Here is a 21840-nt window from a genome sequence, read left to right as displayed (position 1 = left end):
GAAAATTATAAACAAAAAAACCCGCCGTAGCGGGTTTTTTGGCCGTGCTCGATCAGTGTTCGAACATTGCAGAGATGGATTCTTCGTTGCTGATACGACGAATCGCTTCGGCCAACATCCCGGACAGGGTCAACGTACGCACGTTTGGCAGTGCCTTGATCTCGTCGCTCAGTGGGATGGTATCGCACACCACAACTTCATCAATGACGGAGTTACGGAGGTTGTTCACCGCATTGCCGGAGAAGATCGGGTGGGTTGCGTAAGCGAATACGCGTTTCGCACCGCGCTCTTTCAGCGCTTCTGCGGCTTTACATAGCGTACCGCCGGTATCGATCATGTCGTCTACCAACACGCAATCGCGGCCAGCTACGTCACCGATGATGTGCATCACCTGAGAAACGTTAGCGCGCGGACGGCGTTTGTCGATGATCGCCATGTCGGTATCGTTCAGCAGCTTCGCGATAGCACGAGCACGTACCACGCCGCCGATGTCCGGAGAAACCACAATCGGGTTGTCCAGATTCAGTTGCAGCATATCTTCCAGCAGGATTGGGCTGCCGAATACGTTATCAACCGGAACGTCGAAGAAGCCCTGGATCTGCTCTGCGTGCAGGTCGACCGTCAGTACGCGGTCAACGCCGACGCTGGACAGGAAATCCGCGACAACTTTAGCGGTGATTGGTACACGCGCGGAACGGACGCGGCGGTCCTGGCGGGCATAGCCAAAGTAAGGAATAACAGCAGTGATACGGCCAGCAGAAGCGCGACGCAGCGCGTCGACCATAACAACCAATTCCATCAGGTTGTCGTTCGTTGGAGCACAGGTGGACTGGATGATGAAAATATCACCACCGCGTACATTTTCGTTAATTTGTACGCTGACTTCGCCGTCGCTAAAGCGACCTACAGCGGCGTCGCCGAGGGAAGTGTACAGGCGGTTGGCAATACGTTGTGCTAGTTCCGGGGTGGCGTTACCAGCAAAAAGCTTCATATCAGGCACGAGAAGAACCTCAGGCATGCGTCCAGTGGTGGATAGCGTTCGCCGCAAACTGCGGGGCCTAAGCAAACGCTATCCAGGCGGTGTATTAAAGAGCGCGATGCAACGTCTGGAACAGGGTGACGTTGTCACCGAAACTCAGTCTGCGCCAGAATGGCCTGCTGTAGGGGGGAGGTGTTCATCCCGCGTGCTACAAAACCATGCAGCCAATCCGGCGCTTGCTCAAGCACCTGACGGGCGGCGGATTCGGTGTCAAATTCAGCAAAGACACAGGCCCCTGTACCGGTCAGGCGCGACGGCGCGTATTCTAACAGCCAGGAAAGCACCGCATCAACCTCGCGAAAACGTTTTCTTGCGATATCCTCGCAATCGTTGCTGAATTCACAATTTAATAACGTATCTATTGACCGTACCGGGGTATTTCTTTTCAGGTCAGGATCTTTAAAGATGACCGGGGTAGGAATGCTCACTCCAGGGTGAACAATCAGATACCATTTTTCCGGCGGATTTACCGGCGTGAGGATTTCACCCACGCCCTCGGCAAACGCCGCGTGGCCGCGCACAAATACCGGTACATCTGCGCCCAACGTTAACCCTAGCGCTGCCAGCTCGTCCGTTGTCAGACCGCAGCCCCACAGGTGGTTAAGCGCCACCAAAACGGTCGCAGCATTTGACGAACCGCCACCAAGACCGCCGCCCATCGGCAGGCGTTTGTCGATACGGATATCCGCACCGCTTCCCGCAGGCAGGCGACCCGATGCCGACGCCGCTTTCATCAGCAGGCGCGCGGCACGCACGATCAGGTTATCGTCGTGCGCCACGCCGTCGACCGGCGTCAGCAGGCAAATTTGCCCGTCCTGACGCGGTTCAATGAAAATCGTGTCGCCGTAATCAACAAACTGAAACAGCGTTTGCAGTGTATGATAGCCGTCAGCGCGCTGCCCGGTAATGTAGAGAAACAGGTTCAGTTTTGCAGGAGAGGGCCACTGGGTCATCATTTAACGATCCAGTTGTCCATTTTCAGCTTGATACGCTGGCTGCCCTGCGTCAGCTCCATGTTGGACGGCAGCGACGGTTGCGTCTTACTGTCATACGCGCTGTAGACCACTTTCCAGGTTTTACCGCCCTGGGTGTAGTTCACCTGGCTCAGACGGTATTGATCGTCGAGCGTATAGTCGGTCGCATCACCCGGCAGGCCAAGGATCCACTGGCGCAGGCTATTGAGCGGAATCGGCATCCCGGTTAATTTGCCAATCATCTCTTCGGCGTCGGTGGCCGTGTAGTGCTGGCCTTTATTGTCGGTGATCTGCGCTTCGCCAGGCTTCGCGTTAAGCTCCAGTTCGGTGCTGCCCAGCGGGTTCAGCAGCAGCAGGCGATAGTTGTCCTGACCCGTTTGTTGCCAGAAGAAACGGGCGTAAACCTTTTGTTCGTCAGAGAGATAGGCAAACGCACCGCGGGTCTGGTACTGGCTTAACTTCAGCACGTCCTGCTGGTGCTGGCGCCACTGCGGTGAGTCGGGGCTTTTGCCGGGGCCTTTCGGCTGATGAACGGAACAGGCGGTCAGAACCAGGGCCGCCAGAGGCAGCAGGCGAATCATTCGGGTCATAATGATGACAAATCCTTGAGATACGTTGCAGTTATAAGTGTTAATGCTAGCGTTGAAGGGTGTCACCGTCTACGTTCAAATTATCTCAAAGCGTTGAGTAACCTATTACTCCGAAAGGGTGCGGTCTCTTTTATTGATCTCGCGCATCCTGTATGATGCGTCCTGCTAACCTTATTAACGCTGGTACTACTCCCGCTCAACATGACCCTATTAGCACTCGGTATTAACCACAAAACAGCCCCGGTTTCACTGCGAGAACGCGTTACGTTTTCGCCGGATACGCTCGACCTGGCGCTGGACAGCCTGCTTGCACAGCCGATGGTGCAGGGCGGCGTGGTGCTGTCGACGTGCAACCGTACCGAACTGTATTTGAGCGTAGAAGAGCAGGACAACCTGCACGAGGCGCTGATCCGCTGGCTATGTGACTACCACAATCTCAACGAAGAAGAGCTGCGCAACAGCCTGTACTGGCATCAGGATAACGATGCGGTCAGCCATCTGATGCGCGTTGCCAGCGGTCTGGATTCGCTGGTGCTGGGCGAGCCGCAGATCCTCGGCCAGGTGAAAAAAGCCTTCGCGGATTCCCAGAAAGGGCATCTGAAAGCCAGCGAGCTGGAGCGTATGTTCCAGAAGTCATTCTCCGTGGCGAAGCGTGTGCGAACCGAAACCGACATTGGTGCCAGTGCGGTTTCGGTTGCTTTCGCGGCCTGTACCCTTGCCCGTCAAATCTTTGAATCGCTGTCGACCGTCACCGTACTGCTGGTGGGGGCGGGCGAAACCATCGAGCTGGTGGCGCGCCATCTGCGTGAACACAAAGTGAAAAAGATGATCATCGCCAACCGCACCCGCGAACGTGCGCAGGTGCTGGCAGATGAAGTGGGCGCTGAGGTGATTGCGCTGAGCGACATCGATGAACGTCTGAAAGAGGCGGACATTATTATCAGCTCGACCGCCAGTCCGCTGCCGATCATCGGGAAAGGGATGGTCGAGCGTGCGCTGAAATCCCGCCGCAATCAGCCTATGCTGCTGGTGGACATCGCCGTTCCGCGCGATGTCGAACCGGAAGTGGGCAAACTGGCCAATGCCTACCTCTACAGCGTGGACGACCTGCAAACCATCATTTCGCACAACCTTGCCCAGCGTAAAGCGGCGGCAGTGCAGGCGGAAACTATCGTTGAGCAGGAAACCAGTGAATTTATGGCCTGGCTGCGCGCGCAAAGCGTCAGCGAGACTATCCGCGAGTACCGCGGTCAGGCGGAGCAGGTGCGTGATGATCTGACGGCCAAAGCGCTGGCGGCCCTTGAACAGGGCGGCGACGCGCAGGCGATTATGCAGGATCTGGCCTGGAAACTGACCAACCGCCTGATCCATGCGCCAACCAAATCTCTTCAGCAGGCTGCCCGTGACGGGGACGATGAACGCCTGACTATTCTGCGCAACAGCCTCGGGCTGGAATAGCGCCCTATACCCATTTTCTATGACAAGGTGCATTTACGCCTATGAAGCCTTCTATCGTCGCTAAACTGGAAGCTCTGCACGAGCGCCATGAAGAAGTCCAGGCGCTGCTCGGCGATGCCGGGACCATTGCCGACCAGGAACGTTTTCGCGCGCTGTCGCGTGAATACGCGCAGTTAAGTGATGTTTCAAAATGCTTTACCGACTGGCGACAGGTCCAGGAAGATATCGAAACCGCGCAGATGATGCTCGACGATCCTGAAATGCGCGAAATGGCGCAGGAAGAGTTACAGGACGCCAAAGCGCGTTCAGAAGAGATGGAGCAGCAGCTTCAGGTACTTCTCCTGCCGAAAGATCCGGACGATGAGCGTAACGCCTTTGTGGAAGTGCGCGCCGGTACCGGCGGCGACGAAGCGGCGCTGTTTGCCGGGGATCTGTTCCGTATGTACAGCCGTTATGCGGAATCACGCCGCTGGCGCGTGGAGATCATGAGCGCCAACGAAGGCGAGCATGGCGGATACAAAGAGGTTATCGCCAAAATCAGCGGCGACGGCGTCTATGGTCGGCTGAAGTTTGAATCTGGCGGTCACCGCGTGCAGCGCGTGCCGGCGACCGAATCGCAGGGGCGTATTCACACCTCAGCCTGCACGGTGGCGGTCATGCCCGAGCTGCCGGAAGCGGAACTGCCGGACATCAACCCGGCGGATCTGCGTATCGACACCTTCCGCTCGTCAGGGGCGGGTGGTCAGCACGTTAACACCACCGACTCCGCCATCCGTATTACTCACCTGCCGACCGGGATTGTGGTGGAGTGTCAGGACGAACGTTCCCAGCACAAAAACAAAGCCAAGGCGTTGTCCGTGCTGGGCGCGCGCATTCACGCGGCGGAAATGGCGAAACGCCAGCAGGCGGAAGCATCTACCCGTCGTAACCTGCTGGGCAGCGGCGATCGCAGCGACCGTAACCGCACCTATAACTTCCCGCAGGGCCGCGTCACCGATCACCGCATTAACCTGACGCTCTACCGTCTGGATGAGGCGATGGAAGGTAAGCTCGATATGCTGATTGAGCCTATCGTGCAGGAATACCAGGCCGACCAGCTGGCGGCGCTGTCCGAGCAGGATTAATGGATTTTCAACGCTGGCTACGCCATGCCGCCAGCGCGCTTTCCGCGAGCGAAAGCCCGAAGCGCGACGCTGAAATCCTGCTGGAACACGTGACGGGCAAAGCCCGGACGTATTTGCTCGCCTTCGGTGAAACCGAACTGACCGCTGAACAGCTGGCGCAGCTGGAAGTGCTCCTTGACCGCCGTAAAACCGGCGAGCCGGTGGCGCATCTGGTGGGCGAACGTGAGTTCTGGTCGCTGCCGCTGTACGTCTCGGCGGCCACGCTGATCCCGCGCCCGGACACCGAGTGTCTGGTGGAGCAGGCGCTGGCGCGGCTGCCGGCGCAGGGCTGCCCTGTTCTCGACCTCGGTACCGGCACCGGCGCGATTGCGCTGGCGCTGGCCAGCGAGCGACCGGACTGCACCGTCACGGCGGTGGACGTGATGCCTGATGCGGTCACGCTGGCGCAGCGTAACGTTGCGCGCCTGGGGCTGAGCAATGTTTCCGTTCTGCAAAGCAGCTGGTTCGCCGCGCTTGAAGGCCGCATGTTCGACATGATTGTCAGTAATCCACCCTACATTGACGAAGACGATCCGCATCTTGCGCAGGGCGACGTTCGCTTTGAACCGCTGACGGCGCTGGTCGCTGCGAATCACGGACTTGCGGATCTTGATCACATTGTGACAACGTCACGGAAACATTTGCTTACCGGTGGCTGGCTGCTGGTAGAACATGGCTGGACGCAGGGGGAGGCGGTGCGAGCGCTGTTTACGCGTGCCGGTTACGCCGCGGTGGAAACCTGCCGGGATTACGGCGGCAACGAACGCCTCACGCTGGGGCAGTGGGCATGAAAGCAGTCGATACGCCATTTACTGATAAAGGCGCATGGCTGACTGAGACGCTGTTTGGCGTTATCATCTACATCGTTTTGGGTTTTATCGCGCGTAGGGGTTACCGTCCGCGCAGCCAGCACGCTTTTTGCTGGGTCTGGTGGTGCTGTACATCATCATTAAACTCGCCACCACAAGAATACCGTTACTGGGGTAAGTCATGAGGTCCTTAGCCGATTTCGAATTTAACAAAGTGCCGCTCTGCGATGGCATGATCCTGATTTCAGAGATGATCCGCGACGATTTCACGTCGCAGTACGTTTACGCTGAACTGGAAAATCTGGTCAGCCTGGCGCGCGAAGAGATCAATCAGGCACGTCCGCAGGACTGGCAATTAGAGAAGCTGATAGAGCTTTTCTACGGCGAATGGGGTTTCTGCGACACGCGAGGCGTATACCGCCTGTCTGACGCACTGTGGCTGGACCAGGTGTTGAAAAATCGTCAGGGCAGCGCCGTCGCGTTGGGCGCCATTTTACTGTGGGTTGCGCACCGGCTGGATATTCCGCTGGTGCCGGTCATTTTCCCGACGCAGATGATTTTGCGGGCGGAGTGGCTGGACGGTGAGATGTGGTTGATCAATCCGTTTAACGGCGACACGCTGGATGAACATACGCTGGACGTCTGGCTGAAGGGCAATATTAGCCCTATAGCTGAGCTCTTCAATGAAGATCTTGATGAAGCCGACAACGCTGAGGTGATCCGCAAGCTGCTGGATACGCTGAAGTCTGCGCTGATGGAAGAGCGTCAGATGGAGCTGGCCCTGCGCGCAAGCGAAGTGCTGTTGCAGTTCAATCCGGAAGATCCGTACGAAATCCGCGATCGCGGCCTGATTTATGCGCAGCTCGACTGTGAGCACGTGGCGCTGAATGATTTGAATTATTTCGTCGAGCAATGTCCGGAAGATCCGATCAGCGAAATGATTCGCGCGCAGATCAACGCGATCGCGCATAAACACATTACACTGCATTAATCTTAATTCCGATTCACACCTGAATAAGGCGATCCTATGAAACAAAAAGTGGTTAGCATTGGTGATATCAACGTGGCAAACGACCTGCCGTTCGTGCTGTTTGGCGGTATGAACGTGCTGGAATCCCGTGATCTCGCTATGCGCATCTGCGAACACTACGTGACCGTGACCCAAAAGCTGGGCATTCCGTACGTGTTTAAAGCCTCTTTTGACAAAGCCAACCGCTCCTCCATTCACTCCTACCGTGGCCCGGGCCTGGAAGAGGGGATGAAGATTTTCCAGGAGCTGAAACAGACGTTTGGCGTGAAAGTGATCACCGACGTGCACGAAGCCTCTCAGGCGCAGCCCGTGGCGGACGTAGTAGACGTGATTCAGCTTCCGGCGTTCCTGGCTCGCCAGACTGACCTGGTTGAAGCGATGGCGAAAACCGGTGCCGTGATTAACGTGAAGAAACCGCAGTTTGTGAGCCCAGGCCAGATGGGTAACATCGTCGACAAGTTTATCGAAGGCGGTAACGACCAGGTGATCCTGTGCGACCGTGGTTCAAACTTCGGTTACGACAACCTGGTTGTGGATATGCTGGGCTTCAGCGTGATGAAGAACGTCTCTAACCAGTCTCCGGTGATTTTCGACGTAACCCACTCTCTGCAATGCCGCGACCCGTTTGGCGCAGCGTCCGGCGGCCGTCGTGCGCAGGTGACCGAACTGGCACGCGCCGGGATGGCAACCGGCCTGGCGGGCCTGTTCATTGAAGCGCACCCGGATCCGGCTAATGCGAAATGCGACGGTCCATCCGCGCTGCCGCTGGATAAGCTGGAGCCGTTCCTGAAGCAGATCAAGGCGATTGACGATCTGGTGAAGAGCTTCGACGAGCTGGATACCAGTAACTAATAAAAAACCCGCTTCGGCGGGTTTTTTTATGGGGTATATTGCCGGGTGGCGCTGCGCTTACCCGGCCTACAAAACCGTAGGCCCTGCAAGCGAAGCGCCGCTGGGCAAAAACACTACGCAAATATCGTCATCAGATACGCAATAAACAGCGCCATATGTGCCGCGCCGTTAAGCACATTGGTGCGACCGGTAGAGAAGGAGATTTGGCACAGCAGCAGCGACGCCACCATCACAATCATCTCAGGCGCCCCCAGCGCAAACTGCAATTCATTCCCCGTCATAAAGGCAATCAACGTTACCACCGGAACGGTAAGGGAGATGGTCGCCAGTACGGAGCCGAAGAACAGGTTCATCGCACGCTGCACCTGATTGTTCAGCACCGCTTTCAGCGCTCCAAGGCCTTCTGGCGACAGTATCAGCAGTGCCACCAGGAAACCGGTAAAGGCGACCGGCGCGTTCAGTTCGGTTAACAGCGTTTCCAGCGGGTTGGCGTTCATCTTGGTGACAGCGATAACCGCAATCAGATGCACGATCAGCCAAACCGTGTGCCACGCGCTGCTGTGGGCCGACGGCTTGCCGTGGTGCGGGTCATCGTCGTCGCTGTCATCTTCATGTTCGTAAACAAACAGGCTCTGGTGCGTTTTGGTCTGAATGAGCAGGAATACGCCGTACATCGCCGCGGAAATCAGCGCGACCAGCAGCGCCTGGCCAGTGGAGAAGTTTGCACCCGGCAGCGCCATCGGGAATACCAGCACGATAATCGCCAGCGGGAACAGGGCAATGAGATACTGTTTAATGCCAAAGAGGTTCATGTACTGGGTGGCAAATTTACGGCCACCGAGTAAAAGCGAGAAACCGACCAGGCCGCCGGTGACAATCATGATGATGGAATAGAGCGTATCGCGCATTAACGTTGGCGCGGCGTCGCCGGTCGCCATCAATGCGGAAATTAAGCTAACTTCAAGAATAACAACCGAAAGACTTAATATTAATGAGCCGTACGGCTCTCCCAGACGGTGTGCTAAGACATCCGCATGGCGGACGACGCTAAATGCGCTGGTTAAAATACCTACCAGCGCCAGAATATTGATCCCGACCACCACTGGCAGTGACTGACTGCTTCCCCAGAAGAGCAGCACAGCCAGTGCCAGAACCGGGAAAATGAGAGACGTCTCCTTGTGGCGGGTCTTTACCGCCTCGTGTGTTGCTGTCATGTGCTTCTCCGTCAATGCAGGTGCTTGTAATTATAGATAGATTTTGAGGACATTAAACTAACAGAAATCTGTTAAATACCCTTTGTTTTTTACTTAATTTTACCCTTTGTAATGTTTTTTATGCTTGAGGGTTATAATACCTCATCTTCATAAAATAATAATTTAATAACAACACGTTGTGATTTTAAGTCGTTCATTTCTGCCTGTCGGCTGGCACCCTGTCGTATCCTCGTCCACACTTATCTTTTAGCCAAAAAGAGAGGTTAATGATGCCATACAAATCGAAAAGCGAATTACCGGATAACGTGCAACACGTATTGCCTGCCCACGCGCAGGATATCTACAAAGAAGCCTTTAACAGCGCCTGGGATCAGTACAAAGATAAAGAGGACCGCCGGGATGATGCCAGCCGTGAAGAGACGGCGCATAAGGTAGCCTGGGCCGCCGTAAAAAATGACTATGAAAAGGGAGACGATGATAAGTGGCACAAAAAGAAATAGCTGCCGACTAATACGCTGCCTTCGTTTTGACTTTTCAGGCGGTTGACCTGCCGTTGTATTGCATCTGGCCCGCGAATTGCTTATCGTTGCTCGGCTGCTGTTAAAATGAACAGCGCAGAATGCCGGGAAGGCGAACTACAGATGTCGCAAGGAAGCATGCAGTGGCGGAGGTGTAATGTGTTAACGCGTGATTTCTTGATGAAGGCAGATTGTAAAACGGCATTTGGTGCTATTGAGGAATCGCTTCTGTGGTCGGCAGAACAACGTGCGGCGTCGCTTGCGGCAACGCTGGCCTGCCGCCCGGATGATGGCCCGGTCTGGATTTTTGGTTACGGTTCGCTGATGTGGAACCCGGCGCTGGAGTATGTCGAATCGGCAACCGGCACGCTGCCGGGCTGGCATCGTGCGTTCTGTTTGCGCCTGACGGCCGGACGCGGCAGCGCCTGTCAGCCTGGCCGCATGCTTGCACTAAAAGAGGGCGGGCGCACCACGGGCGTGGCATACCGCCTGCCGGATGCCACGCTGGAAGACGAACTGACGCTGCTGTGGAAGCGCGAGATGATTACCGGCTGCTATATGCCCAGCTGGTGCAGGCTGGAACTGGACGATGGCCGTACCGTAAACGCACTGGTGTTTATTATGGATCCGCGCCATCCACTCTATGAAGCCGACACCCGAACCCAGGTGATTGCCCCGCTGATTGCCGCCGCCAGCGGACCGCTGGGCACGAACGCCCAGTATCTTTTCTCGCTCGATCAGGAGCTAAAGCGTCTCGGTATGCAGGACGACTGTCTGAGCGAGCTGGTGGTGAAGGTGAAAACGCTATTGGAGGGCAACCCGCTCAGCAACACGCTGCGCCCCGGTTTTGCCTGAACACGACGCCCGGCTGAACGGGCGTCCACTGCTCGCCTTAAAAAGTTAACACCTTGTCCGCAGCCAGCGTCCACTCGGCAAGCTCAGGCAGCGTGCCGATCTGAACCCCATCAATCAGCGGTAGCCCGGTAATGCCGCGCCCGTCCGTGCAGGTTTTACACAGTTTGACTGGCACATCTTGCGCCGTGAGGATCTCCAGCATCTGCTGAATGTTGTAGCCTTCAGCCGGTTTCTGTCCTTTCAGCCCCGCAGTGACCGCATCCGACATCAAAAACAGCCGCAAATCGGTTTCGCTCTCTTTTTCGCGCAGGGCGATCGCCAGACGCAAGCTGTTGAAGAGGGATTCGCTGCCGTAGGCCGCCCCGTTGGCGACGATAACGATTTTTTGCATGTTGACTCCTGTTCTTTTAAAGGCACGAAAATTGCTTATCTCAGCGGAGATGACCGATCCGGGAGAGAGAAGATGACGACAATCACTGGCCGTTTGCCCGGCGCAACCGAATGGTTCCAGCGCGCAACATATCAGCGCAGGGAACAGCTCAGCAGACTTGCGCAGCTGGGAGAGCTGGTGAACAGCATTAGCCAGCTGGTGCATATGCTACAGTGTGAGCGCGGCGCGTCAAACGTCTGGCTTTGCTCGCAGGGCAAACTGTATGCCCCGGAATGCAAAGCCAGCCGGGGGCTGGTGGATGAAAACCTGGCGGTATTGCTTACCTTGCTGAATGGCCAGGCGTCGCTGCCGGGAAGTGCCGTCTGTGAACGCATCGCCGTTGCGCTGCAATGTCTGGAGACGCTGTCGGCCCTTCGCGAGGGCGTGACGCAGCAGAGTATTACCGCTCCTCAGGCGATGGAGCACTACAGCCGGATGCTTCGCCATCTGCTCAGTATCGTCCCGCAGCTCAATGACAGCATTGACGATCCGCACATTGCGGGCCGTTTCGTCGCGCTTTTTAGCCTGATGCAGGGCAAAGAGCTGGTGGGGCAGGAGCGCGCGCTGGGGGCAATTGGTTTTACCCTGGGGTTTTTTGATGATGAAACCCGCCAGAGGCTGGTGGACCGGATCGACGGGCAGCAGGCCTGCTTCGACATCTTTCTTTCTCACAGCCGCGCCGGGGTGCAGGAGGCGTTTGCCCAGAACTGCCTGCCGGGCCTGGAAACCGAGCAGCTGAGACGCGTGGCCTGTACCCGCCAGCCCGGTGCTAACGGCGGTAACGTCGCGCTGACGTGGTTTACCTTACAGACAAGCCGCCTTGAGCATCTGCGCACGCTCGAGGAGGGGATGATCGCCGATCTGATGCTGACGGTGGAGGAACGTCTTCGCAGCGAGGACGGCCGCGGCCGGTTAAGCGATCCCGATGAACCTCTCGCGCCTTACCCGGATAAACCTCTGCTTACGCTGGTGCGCCAGCAGGCGCGCGAGATAGAACAGTTGTCCCGCCAGCTTGCCTCGCTGCGCGATACGCTGGAAGAGCGGAAGACCATCGACAAAGCCAAAAGCGTACTGATTGCTCACCAGAATATGAGCGAAGAGCAGGCGTGGACTGCTCTGCGAAAAATGGCGATGGATAAAAACCAGCGCATGGTGGATATCGCCCGTGCGCTGCTCACCGTCAAGAACCTCTGGCCAGTCATCCCTAAGGAGTAGTTGCACGATCGGTGGGCATTTTCTGCCTGTTTAGAGTGCGTCAAATCACATTCAGGCGAAGTAAAGCCTGAAAAACAAGGGATTAAAAGCTGGCATCACCTTTGCATTAACAGATTAACCATTTCTGACGATGCGCCAACGGCGGTGCATGCGTCTTCGGGATAAAGGCGTCCAGCGGTGCTTCAGCACCGTCGGGCGCTTTTTTTTTTGCTTTTTTTCAGGAGCGATTATGGCGGATTTGTCGAGACGGCGGTTATTGCAGGCCAGCCTACTGGCGAGTGGCGCGATGCTGTTGCCGGGTGTCATGCAGGCCGCGTGGGCGGCGGGGTCAGATAAGCCAGAGCAGGATACCGTGCGTATCGGGTTTATTCCCCTGACCGACTGCGCGCCAGTGGTTATCGCGGCCCTGAAGGGGTTCGATAAAAAGCATGGCATTACCATTGTGCCGACCAAAGAGGCGAGCTGGGCGGCGGTGCGCGACAAGCTGGTGGCGGGCGAACTGGACGCCGCGCACATTCTGTACGGCCTGCTGTACGGGCTGGAGCTGGGGATCGCGGGCAAGCCACACCAGATGGCGAACCTGATGACCCTTAACCAGAACGGCCAGGCCATCACGCTTTCAGGCGATCTGGCGGAGAAGGGCGTTCGTGACCTCGACGGGCTGAAAAAGCTGATCGGCCAGCAGGCGCCGGGAACCTACACCTTCGCGCATACCTTCCCGACGGGGACCCACGCCATGTGGCTCTACTACTGGCTGGCCAGCGCGGGCATCAATCCCTTTGACGACGTCCGCACCGTGGTGGTGCCGCCACCGCAGATGGTAATGAACATGCGCATCGGCAACATGGTCGGGTTTTGCGTCGGCGAGCCGTGGAACGCGCGGGCGATTAACGACCGCATCGGCTTTACCGCCGCCACGTCGCAGTCCATCTGGGCCGATCACCCGGAAAAAATTCTCGGCACCCGCCGCGACTGGGTGGCGAAAAATCCGCACACCGCGCGGGCGCTGGTAAGCGCCGTAATGGAAGCCGCGCGGTGGATCGACGCGTCGGCGGAAAACAAACGTGAAACCGCGCAAATCCTCTCTCGCCGCGCCTGGCTGAACTGCAAGGAACAGTACCTCACCGGACGCATGCTCGGCGAGTACGACAACGGCCTGGGCCAGCGCTGGCAGGATGCGCACCCGATCCGCTTCTTCAACGAGGGGGCCGTGAGCTACCCGTACCTCTCCGACGGGATGTGGTTCTTAACCCAGTTCCGCCGCTGGGGCTTGCTCAAAGCCGCGCCGGACTACGCGGGCATCGCGCAGCGCATTAACCAGACCGCGGTCTGGCAGGATGCCGCTACCGCCGTGGGCGGCATGTCCACACCGTCATCACCGTATCGCAGCAGCACCCTGATGGACGGCACCGTCTGGAACGGCACCGATCCGGAAGGATACGCCAACCGCTTCGCCATTCACCGTAAAGGGGCCTGATTATGCCGCATCTGCAAAATAGGAAACCACAAGAGACGTCAGAGAGCGGGGAAGTGATTGTCCTGCCTCCGTTACAGGTTCGCCGCCGCACGCCCGCCTTTGCGCGCCGGATGAACGATTTTTTACAGCGCGTCATCCCGGCGCTGCTCGGTCTCGGGCTGCTGGTGATGCTCTGGCAGCTGGCAGCGATGAGCAGTAAAGGCTTTCCGACGCCGCTCAGCACGCTTGATTCGGCCATAACCCTGTTCGCCGATCCGTTTTATCGCGACGGGCCAAACGATATGGGCATCGGCTGGAACGTGCTTGCGTCGTTGCAGCGCGTCGCCATCGGTTTTGGCCTGGCGGCGCTGGCGGGCATCCCGCTGGGCTTTTTGATTGGCCGCTTCACCTTTTTCTCACGCATGTTTAACCCGCTGATCGCGCTCCTGCGCCCGGTCAGCCCACTGGCCTGGCTGCCCATCGGCCTGCTGTTGTTCCAGAAGGCGGAGCCGGCATCGAGCTGGACCATTTTTATCTGCTCCATCTGGCCAATGGTCATAAACACCGCCGAAGGGGTGCGCCGCATTCCGCAGGACTACCTGAACGTGGCCCGCGTGCTGCAACTCTCCGAGTGGACCATCATGCGTCGCATTCTTTTTCCCGCCGTGCTGCCTGCGGTGCTGACCGGGGTACGCCTCTCCATCGGCATTGCCTGGCTGGTGATTGTCGCCGCCGAGATGCTCACCGGGGGCCTGGGCATTGGCTTCTGGATCTGGAACGAGTGGAACAACCTCAACGTTGAAAACATTCTCATCGCCATCGTCATCATTGGCGTGGTCGGGTTGCTGCTGGAGCAAGGGCTGATGCTGATCGCCCGTCGCTTTAGCTGGCAGGAAAAATAAGGAGCAAAGATGAAACCGTTAATTCAGGTCCAGGCAGTGAGCCAGCGTTTTTCCACTGCCAGCGGCGAGTTTCTGGCGCTGCAAAACGTCTCTTTCGATATCCTCGAGGGCGAAACCGTCAGTCTGATTGGTCACTCCGGCTGCGGCAAGTCGACGCTGTTAAACCTGATCGCCGGGATCGCGCTGCCTACGGAAGGCGGACTGATTTGCGACAACCGCGAAATCGCCGGGCCGGGGCCCGAGCGCGCGGTGGTGTTCCAGAATCATTCGCTGCTGCCGTGGTTAACCTGCTTCGACAACGTGGCGCTGGCGGTGGATCAGGTCTTCCGTCACACCATGAGCAAGGCCGAGCGCAAAGAGTGGATTGAGCACAACCTCGACCGCGTGCAGATGGGCCACGCGCTGCATAAGCGCCCCGGGGAGATCTCCGGCGGCATGAAGCAGCGCGTGGGGATTGCCCGGGCGCTGGCGATGAAACCCAAAGTGCTGCTGATGGATGAGCCGTTTGGCGCGCTGGATGCCCTGACGCGAGCCCATTTGCAGGACTCAGTAATGCAGATCCAGCAGGCGCTGAACACCACCATTGTGCTCATCACCCACGACGTGGACGAGGCGGTGCTGCTTTCTGACCGGGTGCTGATGATGACCAACGGCCCGGCGGCCACCGTGGGCGAGATCCTGCGCGTCGATCTGCCGCGCCCGCGCAACCGGGTGCAGCTGGCGGACGACGGCCGCTATCACCACATGCGTCAGCAAATTCTCCATTTCCTCTACGAAAAACAGCCGAAAGCGGCATAACGAGGAGGCACGATGCGACTGGTCATTATCGGTAATGGTATGGCGGCAACCCGGCTGATTGCTTCGCTGACCGAGCGTGCTCCCGGTCGCGTTGCGATTACGGTAATCGGTGACGAGCCGCAGCACGCCTATAACCGCATCCAGCTCTCACCGGTTCTCGGCGGAGAAAAGCAGGCGGAGCACCTCTGTCTGCACGATGAAGGCTGGTATACGGCACGAGACGTGACGGTGCTGCGAGGAGAAACGGCGCTCGGCGTTGACCTGAACGCGCATGAAGTGCGTACCACCGCCCGCACGCTGAGCTGGGATGCGCTGGTGTTTGCCACCGGGTCGAGACCTGTTGTGCCGCCGATCCCCGGCGGCGACGCGCCGCACGTGTTTACCTTTCGCACCCTGGCAGAGACCTGCGCCATTCAGAACATCTCCGGACCGGCAGTCGTGTTGGGCGGCGGGGTGCTCGGCGTGGAGGCGGCGGCCGCGCTGGCCCTTTCAGGTGACAACGTCACGCTTGTGCATCGCGGCCCGTGGCTGATGGAGCAGCAGCTTGACCAGCAGGCGAGCATGCTGCTGGAAGAGGCGCTGGCGGAGCGGGGCGTGCGCTGTGAACTCGCCTCCGGCATCGCGGCGATCAACGCGAATAGCGTGACGCTGCTCAGTGGACGCCGCGTCGACGCCGCGCGCGTGGTACTGGCGACTGGCGTGCAGCCCAACGTTGCGCTGGCGCGGGCCAGTGGCATTCGCTGCGTGCGCGGCATTGTGGTGGATCAGCAGATGCAAACCTCCGTGGCGAATATCTACGCCATTGGCGAGTGCTGCGAAATTGACGGTCAGACGTTTGGCCTGGTCGCCCCCTGTCTGGCGCAGGCGGACATCCTCGCCGCGCGCCTCGCCGGTGACGTTACCGCGCCCTTTACCCTGACTGACAACGGCGTGCGCCTAAAGGTGACCGGCGTGGAGCTGTTTAGCCTCGGTCGCGCCACGGCGCGCGCGGACGATGTGGTCTGGAGCTCATGGGATCCGCTGACCCGCCACTATCGTCGTTTACTGATCCATCGCGGGGCGCTGGCTGGCGTGCTGCTGATGGGCGACTGCCGCAGCGCGGCGACATTTACCGATTTACTGGCAACGGCTGCGCCCGCACACGCGGACTGGCTGTTCGATCGTTTCACAACGCAACCGCAGGTTGCAGGACAGAACGCTATGACAAAACCTACTCTGGTGGTGGTTGGGCACGGTATGGTCGGCCATCAGTTCCTCGAAGACTGCGTTAACCGCAATCTGCATCAGCAGTATCAGATCGTTGTCTTTGGCGAAGAGCGCTATGCCGCCTACGACCGCGTGCATCTGTCGGAGTATTTTGGCGGACGCAGCGCGGACTCGCTCTCGCTGGTGGAGGGAGATTTCTTTGCCGACAACGGCATTGAGCTGCGCCTGTCGCAGCAGATCGTCGCGGTCGATCGTGAAGCGCACGTGGTGCGTACCGCCAGCGGCCATGAGACCCACTGGGACAAGCTGGTGCTGGCGACCGGCTCGTACCCCTTCGTGCCGCCGGTACCGGGCAACGATCTGCCGGGCTGCTTTGTCTACCGCACCCTTGACGACCTGGACAATATCGCGGCCCACGCGGCGGGCTCGCACCGCGGCGTGGTGATTGGCGGCGGCCTGCTCGGGCTGGAAGCGGCAAATGCACTCAAACAGCTTGGGCTGGAAACCCACGTGGTGGAGTTCGCGCCGAATCTGATGGCGGTGCAGCTCGACAATGACGGCGCGGCGATGCTGCGCAGGAAAATTGAGGCGCTGGGCGTTGGCGTTCACACCAGTAAAGCCACCACGGAAATTGCTTCGACGCCCGACGGGCTGGTGCTGCGCTTTGCCGACGGTGAACATCTCGAAACGGACATGGTGGTCTTCTCTGCCGGTATTCGTCCGCAGGACGCGCTGGCGCGCAGCAGCGGGCTGGCTGTCGGTGAGCGCGGCGGGATTTGCATTGACGACGCCTGCCGGACCTCCGATCCGAACGTGTTTGCCATCGGTGAATGCGCGCTGTGGGAGGGAAAAATCTTTGGTCTGGTGGCCCCGGGCTACCAGATGGCGCGCGTGGCCGCCGCCGTGCTGGCGGGTGAGGAGAAACGCTTCACCGGTGCGGATATGAGCACCAAGCTCAAGCTGCTCGGCGTGGACGTGGCGTCGTTTGGGGATGCCCACGGGCGCACGCCGGGGGCGCTAAGCTACCAGTGGACGCATGGGCCACAGCAAATCTACAAAAAAATCGTGGTCAGCCACGACAGCAAAACTCTGCTAGGCGGCGTGCTGGTGGGCGATGCCAGCGAATACGCCACGCTGGTGCAGATGATGCTCAACGGCATCAGTCTGCCAAAAGCGCCAGAAACGCTGATCTTACCGGTTTCGTCAGGCAGCGCGCCGAAAGCGCTGGGCGTGGCGGCGCTGCCGGAAAGCGCGCAGATCTGTTCGTGTCATAACGTCAGCAAAGGCGATATTTGTCAGGCGGTGAGCGCGGGGGCAACGGATCTCGGCGCCATTAAGCAGTGCACCAAAGCGGCGACCGGCTGCGGTGGCTGTAGCGCGCTGGTGAAGCAGGTGATGGAGTTCCAGCTTGCGGAGCAGGGCGTGGAGGTGAAAAAGGACATCTGCGAACACTTCCCGTACTCGCGCCAGGAGATTTACCACCTCGTGCGCGTCAACCATATCCGAACCTTCGACCAGCTTATCAGCCGCTACGGTCAGGGGCACGGGTGCGAGATCTGTAAGCCGCTGGTGGGGTCCGTGCTGGCCTCCTGCTGGAACGAGTATCTGCTCAAACCGGCGCACCTGCCGTTGCAGGATACCAACGACCGATACTTCGCCAATATTCAGAAGGACGGAACGTACTCTATCGTGCCGCGCATGCCTGCGGGTGAAGTGACCGCCGACGGGCTGATCGCCATCGGCCAGATTGCGAAACGCTATAGCCTTTACAGCAAAATCACCGGCGGGCAGCGTATTGACCTGTTTGGCGCCACGCTCGAACAGTTGCCGGAGATCTGGCAGGCGCTGGTTGAGGCAGGATTTGAAACCGGGCACGCCTACGGAAAATCCCTGCGCACGGTGAAATCCTGCGTCGGGTCGACCTGGTGCCGCTACGGCGTTCAGGACTCTACCGGCCTCGCGGTCAGGCTGGAGCACCGCTACAAGGGGCTGCGCGCGCCGCACAAAATTAAAATGGCGGTTTCCGGCTGTACCCGCGAGTGCGCAGAGGCGCAGAGCAAGGACGTGGGGGTGATTGCCACGGATAAAGGCTGGAACCTTTACCTGTGCGGCAACGGCGGGATGAAGCCGCGCCACGCGGATCTTTTCGCCAGCGATCTGGACGACGAAACGCTGATCCGCACCGTCGACCGCTTCCTGATGTTCTATATCCGCACGGCAGATCGTCTGCAACGCACCAGTACCTGGATGGACAACCTGGAAGGCGGCCTCGACTATCTGCGTGAGGTGATCCTGAACGACAGCCTCGGGATCGCCCACGAGCTGGAGCAGGAGATGGCCCGGGTAGTAGAGACGTACCAGTGTGAATGGCAAACCACCCTTAACAATCCTGACCGCCTGGCGCTGTTCCGCACCGCGGTGAACCACCCTGTCGTGGAGGAAAGCAAGCGCTGGCAGGAAATTTGCGGCATCGACGATATTCCGGAGCAGGCGGGCATCGGCGCGCATCTTGGGCGCAAGCCGATTGCGCTGTTCCGCTTTGGTCAAACCGTTTATGCCCTCGACGATCGGGAACCGGGCAGCCGCGCGAACGTGCTTTCGCGCGGCATCCTCGGCGATGCGGCGGGTGAACCGGTGGTGATTTCGCCACTTTATAAGCAGCGCATTCGCCTGCGCGACGGCTGTCAGGTGGAGAGCGGCGAACCCGCGGTGCGCGCCTGGCCGGTTAAAATTGAAAACGGCAAGGTGTGGGTTGGCAACGAAGAGCTGGTGATGCGCGCGGAGGCCTCATGACGGAAACCCGGACAACGTGCCCTTACTGCGGCGTGGGCTGCGGGGTGGTCGCCAGCGTAGACGGTGAAAAGGTAAGCATCCGGGGAGATGAAACCCATCCTGCGAATTTTGGGCGGCTGTGCGTGAAGGGATCCGCCCTCGGGGACACGACGGGGTTGCAGGGACGCCTGCTGCGCCCGATGGTCGACGGCCTGGAGGTAGACTGGCCCGAGGCGCTGGGCGAAGCGGGAGAGCGGCTGCGGAACATCATCAACGAATGGGGCCCGCAGGCGGTGGCGTTTTACGCCTCCGGCCAGCTGTTGACCGAGGATTACTATGCCGCCAACAAGCTGATGAAAGGCTTTATCGGGGCGGCGAACATTGATACCAACTCGCGGCTGTGTATGTCGTCGGCGGTGGTGGGCTACAAACGCGCCTTCGGTGAAGACGTGGTGCCGTGCAGCTACGAAGACGTGGAAAACAGCGATCTGGTGGTGCTGGTCGGGTCCAACGCGGCCTGGACGCATCCGGTGCTGTATCAGCGTCTGGTGCAGGCCAAACACAACAATCCGCAGATGAAAGTGGTCGCGATCGATCCGCGCAAAACCGCCACCTGCGATGTCGCAGACCTGCATCTGGCGCTGAAACCCGGCAGCGACGCCGGGCTGTTTGTGGGGTTGCTCAACCTGATTCAGGGGAGCGGCGAGTGGACTATCCCTCGCGTGGCGGCGTTTTGCGACCTGACGCCAGACGAGATTGGCACCTTCTACGACTGGTTTGTCACCGCGCCCCGCGCGATCACGCTCTACACCATGGGGATCAACCAGTCCTCCAGCGGCAGCGACAAGTGTAACGCCATTATTAACGTGCATCTTGCCAGCGGGAAGTTCAACCGTCCGGGCTGCGGCCCGTTTTCGCTGACCGGACAGCCAAACGCCATGGGCGGGCGGGAAGTGGGCGGGCTGGCGAATCAGCTGGCGGCACACATGAATTTTGAGCCGGACGATCTCGCGCGCGTGGCCCGCTTCTGGGGCACCGAGCGGCTGGCGCAGACCCCGGGCCTGATGGCGGTGGACCTGTTTGACGCCATTGCCCGCGGCGAGGTGAAGGCGGTGTGGATCATGGGCACCAACCCCGCCGTGTCGCTGCCGGACAGCCACGCGGTGTGCCAGGCGCTGGCGGCCTGTCCGCTGGTTATTGTTTCTGAAGTGATGCAGGAGACGGACACCAGCCGGTTTGCCCATATCCGTTTTCCCGCCCTGGGGTGGGGCGAGAAAAACGGCACGGTGACGAACTCTGAACGCCGTATCTCCCGCCAGCGCGCCTTTCTGCCTGCGCCCGGCGAGGCCAAACCGGACTGGTGGATCGTCGCCCGGATCGCAGACCAGCTAGGCTATGGCGAGGCCTTCGCCTGGGAACATCCTCAGGAGATCTTTTGTGAGCATGCGGCGCTGACGGCGTATGAAAATAACGGCGAACGGGCCCTGAACCTGCACGAACTGGCGTCGTTGACGCGAGAGGCATGGGACGATCTGGCGCCGTACCAGTGGCGCGCCGGTGATTTCCCGCAAAGAACGATTGTTCCGGTTGAGCCCTCAACACATGGCGCCTGCGTTAACGAACTGTACCCGTTAATACTGAACAGCGGGCGCATCCGCGATCAGTGGCACACCATGACGCGCACGGGGTATGTTCCGCGCCTGATGCAGCATATCGACGAGCCATTTGTTGAGATAAGCGCAGCCGATGCGGCGCGCGCGGCCCTGACGGACGGCCAGCTGGCGCGGATAAGCTCCCCGCGCGGAGTGATGGTTGCCAGAGTCCGTATTTCCCCCTCACAGCGTGCAGGCGAGCTGTTTGCGCCGATGCACTGGAACGCGCAGTTTGCCCGGCAGGGGAAAGTCAATGCGCTGGTGGAGGGACGGGTGGATGCCTGTTCCGGCCAGCCTGAGAGTAAACAAACGGCGGTAAGGATCATGCCCTGGCTCCCCGCCTGGCAGGGAGAACTGTATGCCCGCGAGCTGCCGGCGTTGCCGCCGTCGGTCTGCTGGTGGCGTAAAGCCTCACGTCTGACGGTAGCGGGAGATCGGCCTCTGCTGTCGTGGATTATGGCGTATGCCAGCGCCCGGGGCTGGCAGCTACAGGTGGCTCAGACAGGGGAACGCAGCAGCATACTGGCCTGGCATCTCGGCGAGCTGATGCTTGGCTACTGGGAGGGCCATACGCTGCCGGCGCTGGCGCATGCGTTTATTGAAGAAGCCTTTGCTTCTGCGCCCGTACACGTCGCTGAACGCCATGCGCTGCTGCACGGACAACGGCCGGGTGAAGGTGCCGATCCCGGTCGAATTATCTGTAGCTGCTTCAGCGTGGGTGAAAACACGATACGCCAGGCGATAGCCGGAGGCTGTGATTCTGCGACAGCGCTGGGAGTGAAGCTGCGCTGCGGGACTAACTGCGGCTCCTGCGTGCCGGAGCTGAAAGAACTGTTGGGATAATAGCGTCGGGTGGCGGCTACGCCTTACCCGACCTACACATTCGTACCGGCCCGTAGGTCGGGTA

18 protein-coding genes and 1 pseudogene are annotated in these 21840 nt (G+C 59.2%); 14 read left to right on the top strand and 5 right to left on the bottom strand.

The window, feature by feature from the left end:
* Window positions 1–52: 52 nt before the first annotated feature.
* The 3 genes from prs to lolB all read right to left on the bottom strand — a co-directional run bounded on the left by prs (window position 53) and on the right by lolB (window position 2603).
* A complete protein-coding gene (gene prs / locus E0L16_RS11915) occupies window positions 53–1000 on the bottom strand; it encodes a ribose-phosphate diphosphokinase (RefSeq protein WP_003856663.1) in 948 nt (315 codons plus the stop codon).
* 125 nt (window positions 1001–1125) lie between these two features.
* Window positions 1126–1995, bottom strand: coding sequence for a 4-(cytidine 5'-diphospho)-2-C-methyl-D-erythritol kinase (ispE, locus tag E0L16_RS11910; RefSeq protein WP_107535500.1), 870 nt, complete (start codon window positions 1993–1995; stop codon window positions 1126–1128).
* A complete protein-coding gene (gene lolB / locus E0L16_RS11905) occupies window positions 1992–2603 on the bottom strand; it encodes a lipoprotein insertase outer membrane protein LolB (protein WP_003856665.1) in 612 nt (203 codons plus the stop codon). The genes ispE and lolB overlap by 4 nt, the downstream gene beginning before the upstream one ends.
* Window positions 2604–2804: 201 nt before the next feature.
* On the opposite strand from lolB, the gene hemA reads away from it, so the two are divergent.
* The 6 genes and pseudogenes from hemA (at window position 2805) to kdsA (ending at window position 7915) form a co-directional block, all read left to right on the top strand.
* Complete coding sequence (gene hemA, locus E0L16_RS11900; RefSeq protein WP_063452225.1) at window positions 2805–4061, top strand: glutamyl-tRNA reductase; 1257 nt, start codon at window positions 2805–2807, stop codon at window positions 4059–4061.
* Window positions 4062–4102: 41 nt separating this feature from the next.
* Window positions 4103–5185, top strand: coding sequence for a peptide chain release factor 1 (gene prfA, locus E0L16_RS11895; protein WP_003856667.1), 1083 nt, complete (start codon window positions 4103–4105; stop codon window positions 5183–5185).
* Entirely contained in the window at window positions 5185–6015 is an 831-nt protein-coding gene (gene prmC, locus E0L16_RS11890; RefSeq protein ID WP_131636992.1) for a peptide chain release factor N(5)-glutamine methyltransferase, read from the top strand. Before prfA ends, prmC begins: the two co-directional genes overlap by 1 nt.
* Before the next feature lie 14 nt (window positions 6016–6029).
* Window positions 6030–6211 (top strand): annotated as a pseudogene (locus E0L16_RS11885) (SirB2 family protein); the annotation flags it as partial.
* 3 nt (window positions 6212–6214) lie between these two features.
* Window positions 6215–7024, top strand: coding sequence for an invasion regulator SirB1 (gene sirB1, locus E0L16_RS11880; protein ID WP_022648376.1), 810 nt, complete (start codon window positions 6215–6217; stop codon window positions 7022–7024).
* 36 nt (window positions 7025–7060) lie between these two features.
* Window positions 7061–7915, top strand: a complete 855-nt coding sequence (gene kdsA / locus E0L16_RS11875) for a 3-deoxy-8-phosphooctulonate synthase (protein ID WP_003856671.1) — start codon at window positions 7061–7063, stop codon at window positions 7913–7915.
* 113 nt (window positions 7916–8028) lie between these two features.
* Here kdsA and chaA read toward each other — a convergent pair whose 3' ends face one another.
* Window positions 8029–9129: a sodium-potassium/proton antiporter ChaA gene (gene chaA / locus E0L16_RS11870; protein ID WP_024907071.1), complete on the bottom strand. Its 1101-nt coding sequence runs from the start codon at window positions 9127–9129 to the stop codon at window positions 8029–8031.
* A 269-nt stretch (window positions 9130–9398) separates the two neighbouring features.
* Here chaA and chaB point away from each other — a divergent pair, with 269 nt between their 5' ends.
* Entirely contained in the window at window positions 9399–9629 is a 231-nt protein-coding gene (chaB, locus tag E0L16_RS11865) for a putative cation transport regulator ChaB (protein WP_063865900.1), read from the top strand.
* 177 nt (window positions 9630–9806) lie between these two features.
* Entirely contained in the window at window positions 9807–10502 is a 696-nt protein-coding gene (locus E0L16_RS11860) for a gamma-glutamylcyclotransferase (RefSeq protein WP_063452227.1), read from the top strand.
* A gap of 37 nt (window positions 10503–10539) precedes the next feature.
* Here E0L16_RS11860 and E0L16_RS11855 read toward each other — a convergent pair whose 3' ends face one another.
* Window positions 10540–10893: a DsrE/DsrF/TusD sulfur relay family protein gene (locus E0L16_RS11855; RefSeq protein ID WP_131636991.1), complete on the bottom strand. Its 354-nt coding sequence runs from the start codon at window positions 10891–10893 to the stop codon at window positions 10540–10542.
* A 72-nt stretch (window positions 10894–10965) separates the two neighbouring features.
* Between E0L16_RS11855 and nasR the strand changes: the two genes are divergently transcribed.
* The 6 genes from nasR to E0L16_RS11820 all read left to right on the top strand — a co-directional run bounded on the left by nasR (window position 10966) and on the right by E0L16_RS11820 (window position 21776).
* A complete protein-coding gene (gene nasR / locus E0L16_RS11850; RefSeq protein ID WP_131636990.1) occupies window positions 10966–12147 on the top strand; it encodes a nitrate regulatory protein NasR in 1182 nt (393 codons plus the stop codon).
* A 229-nt stretch (window positions 12148–12376) separates the two neighbouring features.
* Window positions 12377–13624, top strand: coding sequence for a CmpA/NrtA family ABC transporter substrate-binding protein (locus E0L16_RS11840; protein WP_131636989.1), 1248 nt, complete (start codon window positions 12377–12379; stop codon window positions 13622–13624).
* 2 nt (window positions 13625–13626) lie between these two features.
* Window positions 13627–14505: a nitrate ABC transporter permease gene (gene ntrB, locus E0L16_RS11835; RefSeq protein WP_112793224.1), complete on the top strand. Its 879-nt coding sequence runs from the start codon at window positions 13627–13629 to the stop codon at window positions 14503–14505.
* 9 nt (window positions 14506–14514) lie between these two features.
* Window positions 14515–15303: an ABC transporter ATP-binding protein gene (locus E0L16_RS11830; RefSeq protein ID WP_131636988.1), complete on the top strand. Its 789-nt coding sequence runs from the start codon at window positions 14515–14517 to the stop codon at window positions 15301–15303.
* Window positions 15304–15315: 12 nt separating this feature from the next.
* Window positions 15316–19302: a nitrite reductase large subunit NirB gene (nirB, locus tag E0L16_RS11825; protein WP_131636987.1), complete on the top strand. Its 3987-nt coding sequence runs from the start codon at window positions 15316–15318 to the stop codon at window positions 19300–19302.
* Window positions 19299–21776, top strand: a complete 2478-nt coding sequence (locus E0L16_RS11820; protein ID WP_131636986.1) for a nitrate reductase — start codon at window positions 19299–19301, stop codon at window positions 21774–21776. The genes nirB and E0L16_RS11820 overlap by 4 nt, the downstream gene beginning before the upstream one ends.
* Window positions 21777–21840 lie beyond the last annotated feature (64 nt).

It is taken from the genome of Enterobacter quasihormaechei, assembly GCF_004331385.1.
Taxonomy (GTDB): Bacteria; Pseudomonadota; Gammaproteobacteria; order Enterobacterales; family Enterobacteriaceae; genus Enterobacter; species Enterobacter quasihormaechei.
This window is presented reverse-complemented; position numbering and strand designations above follow the sequence as displayed.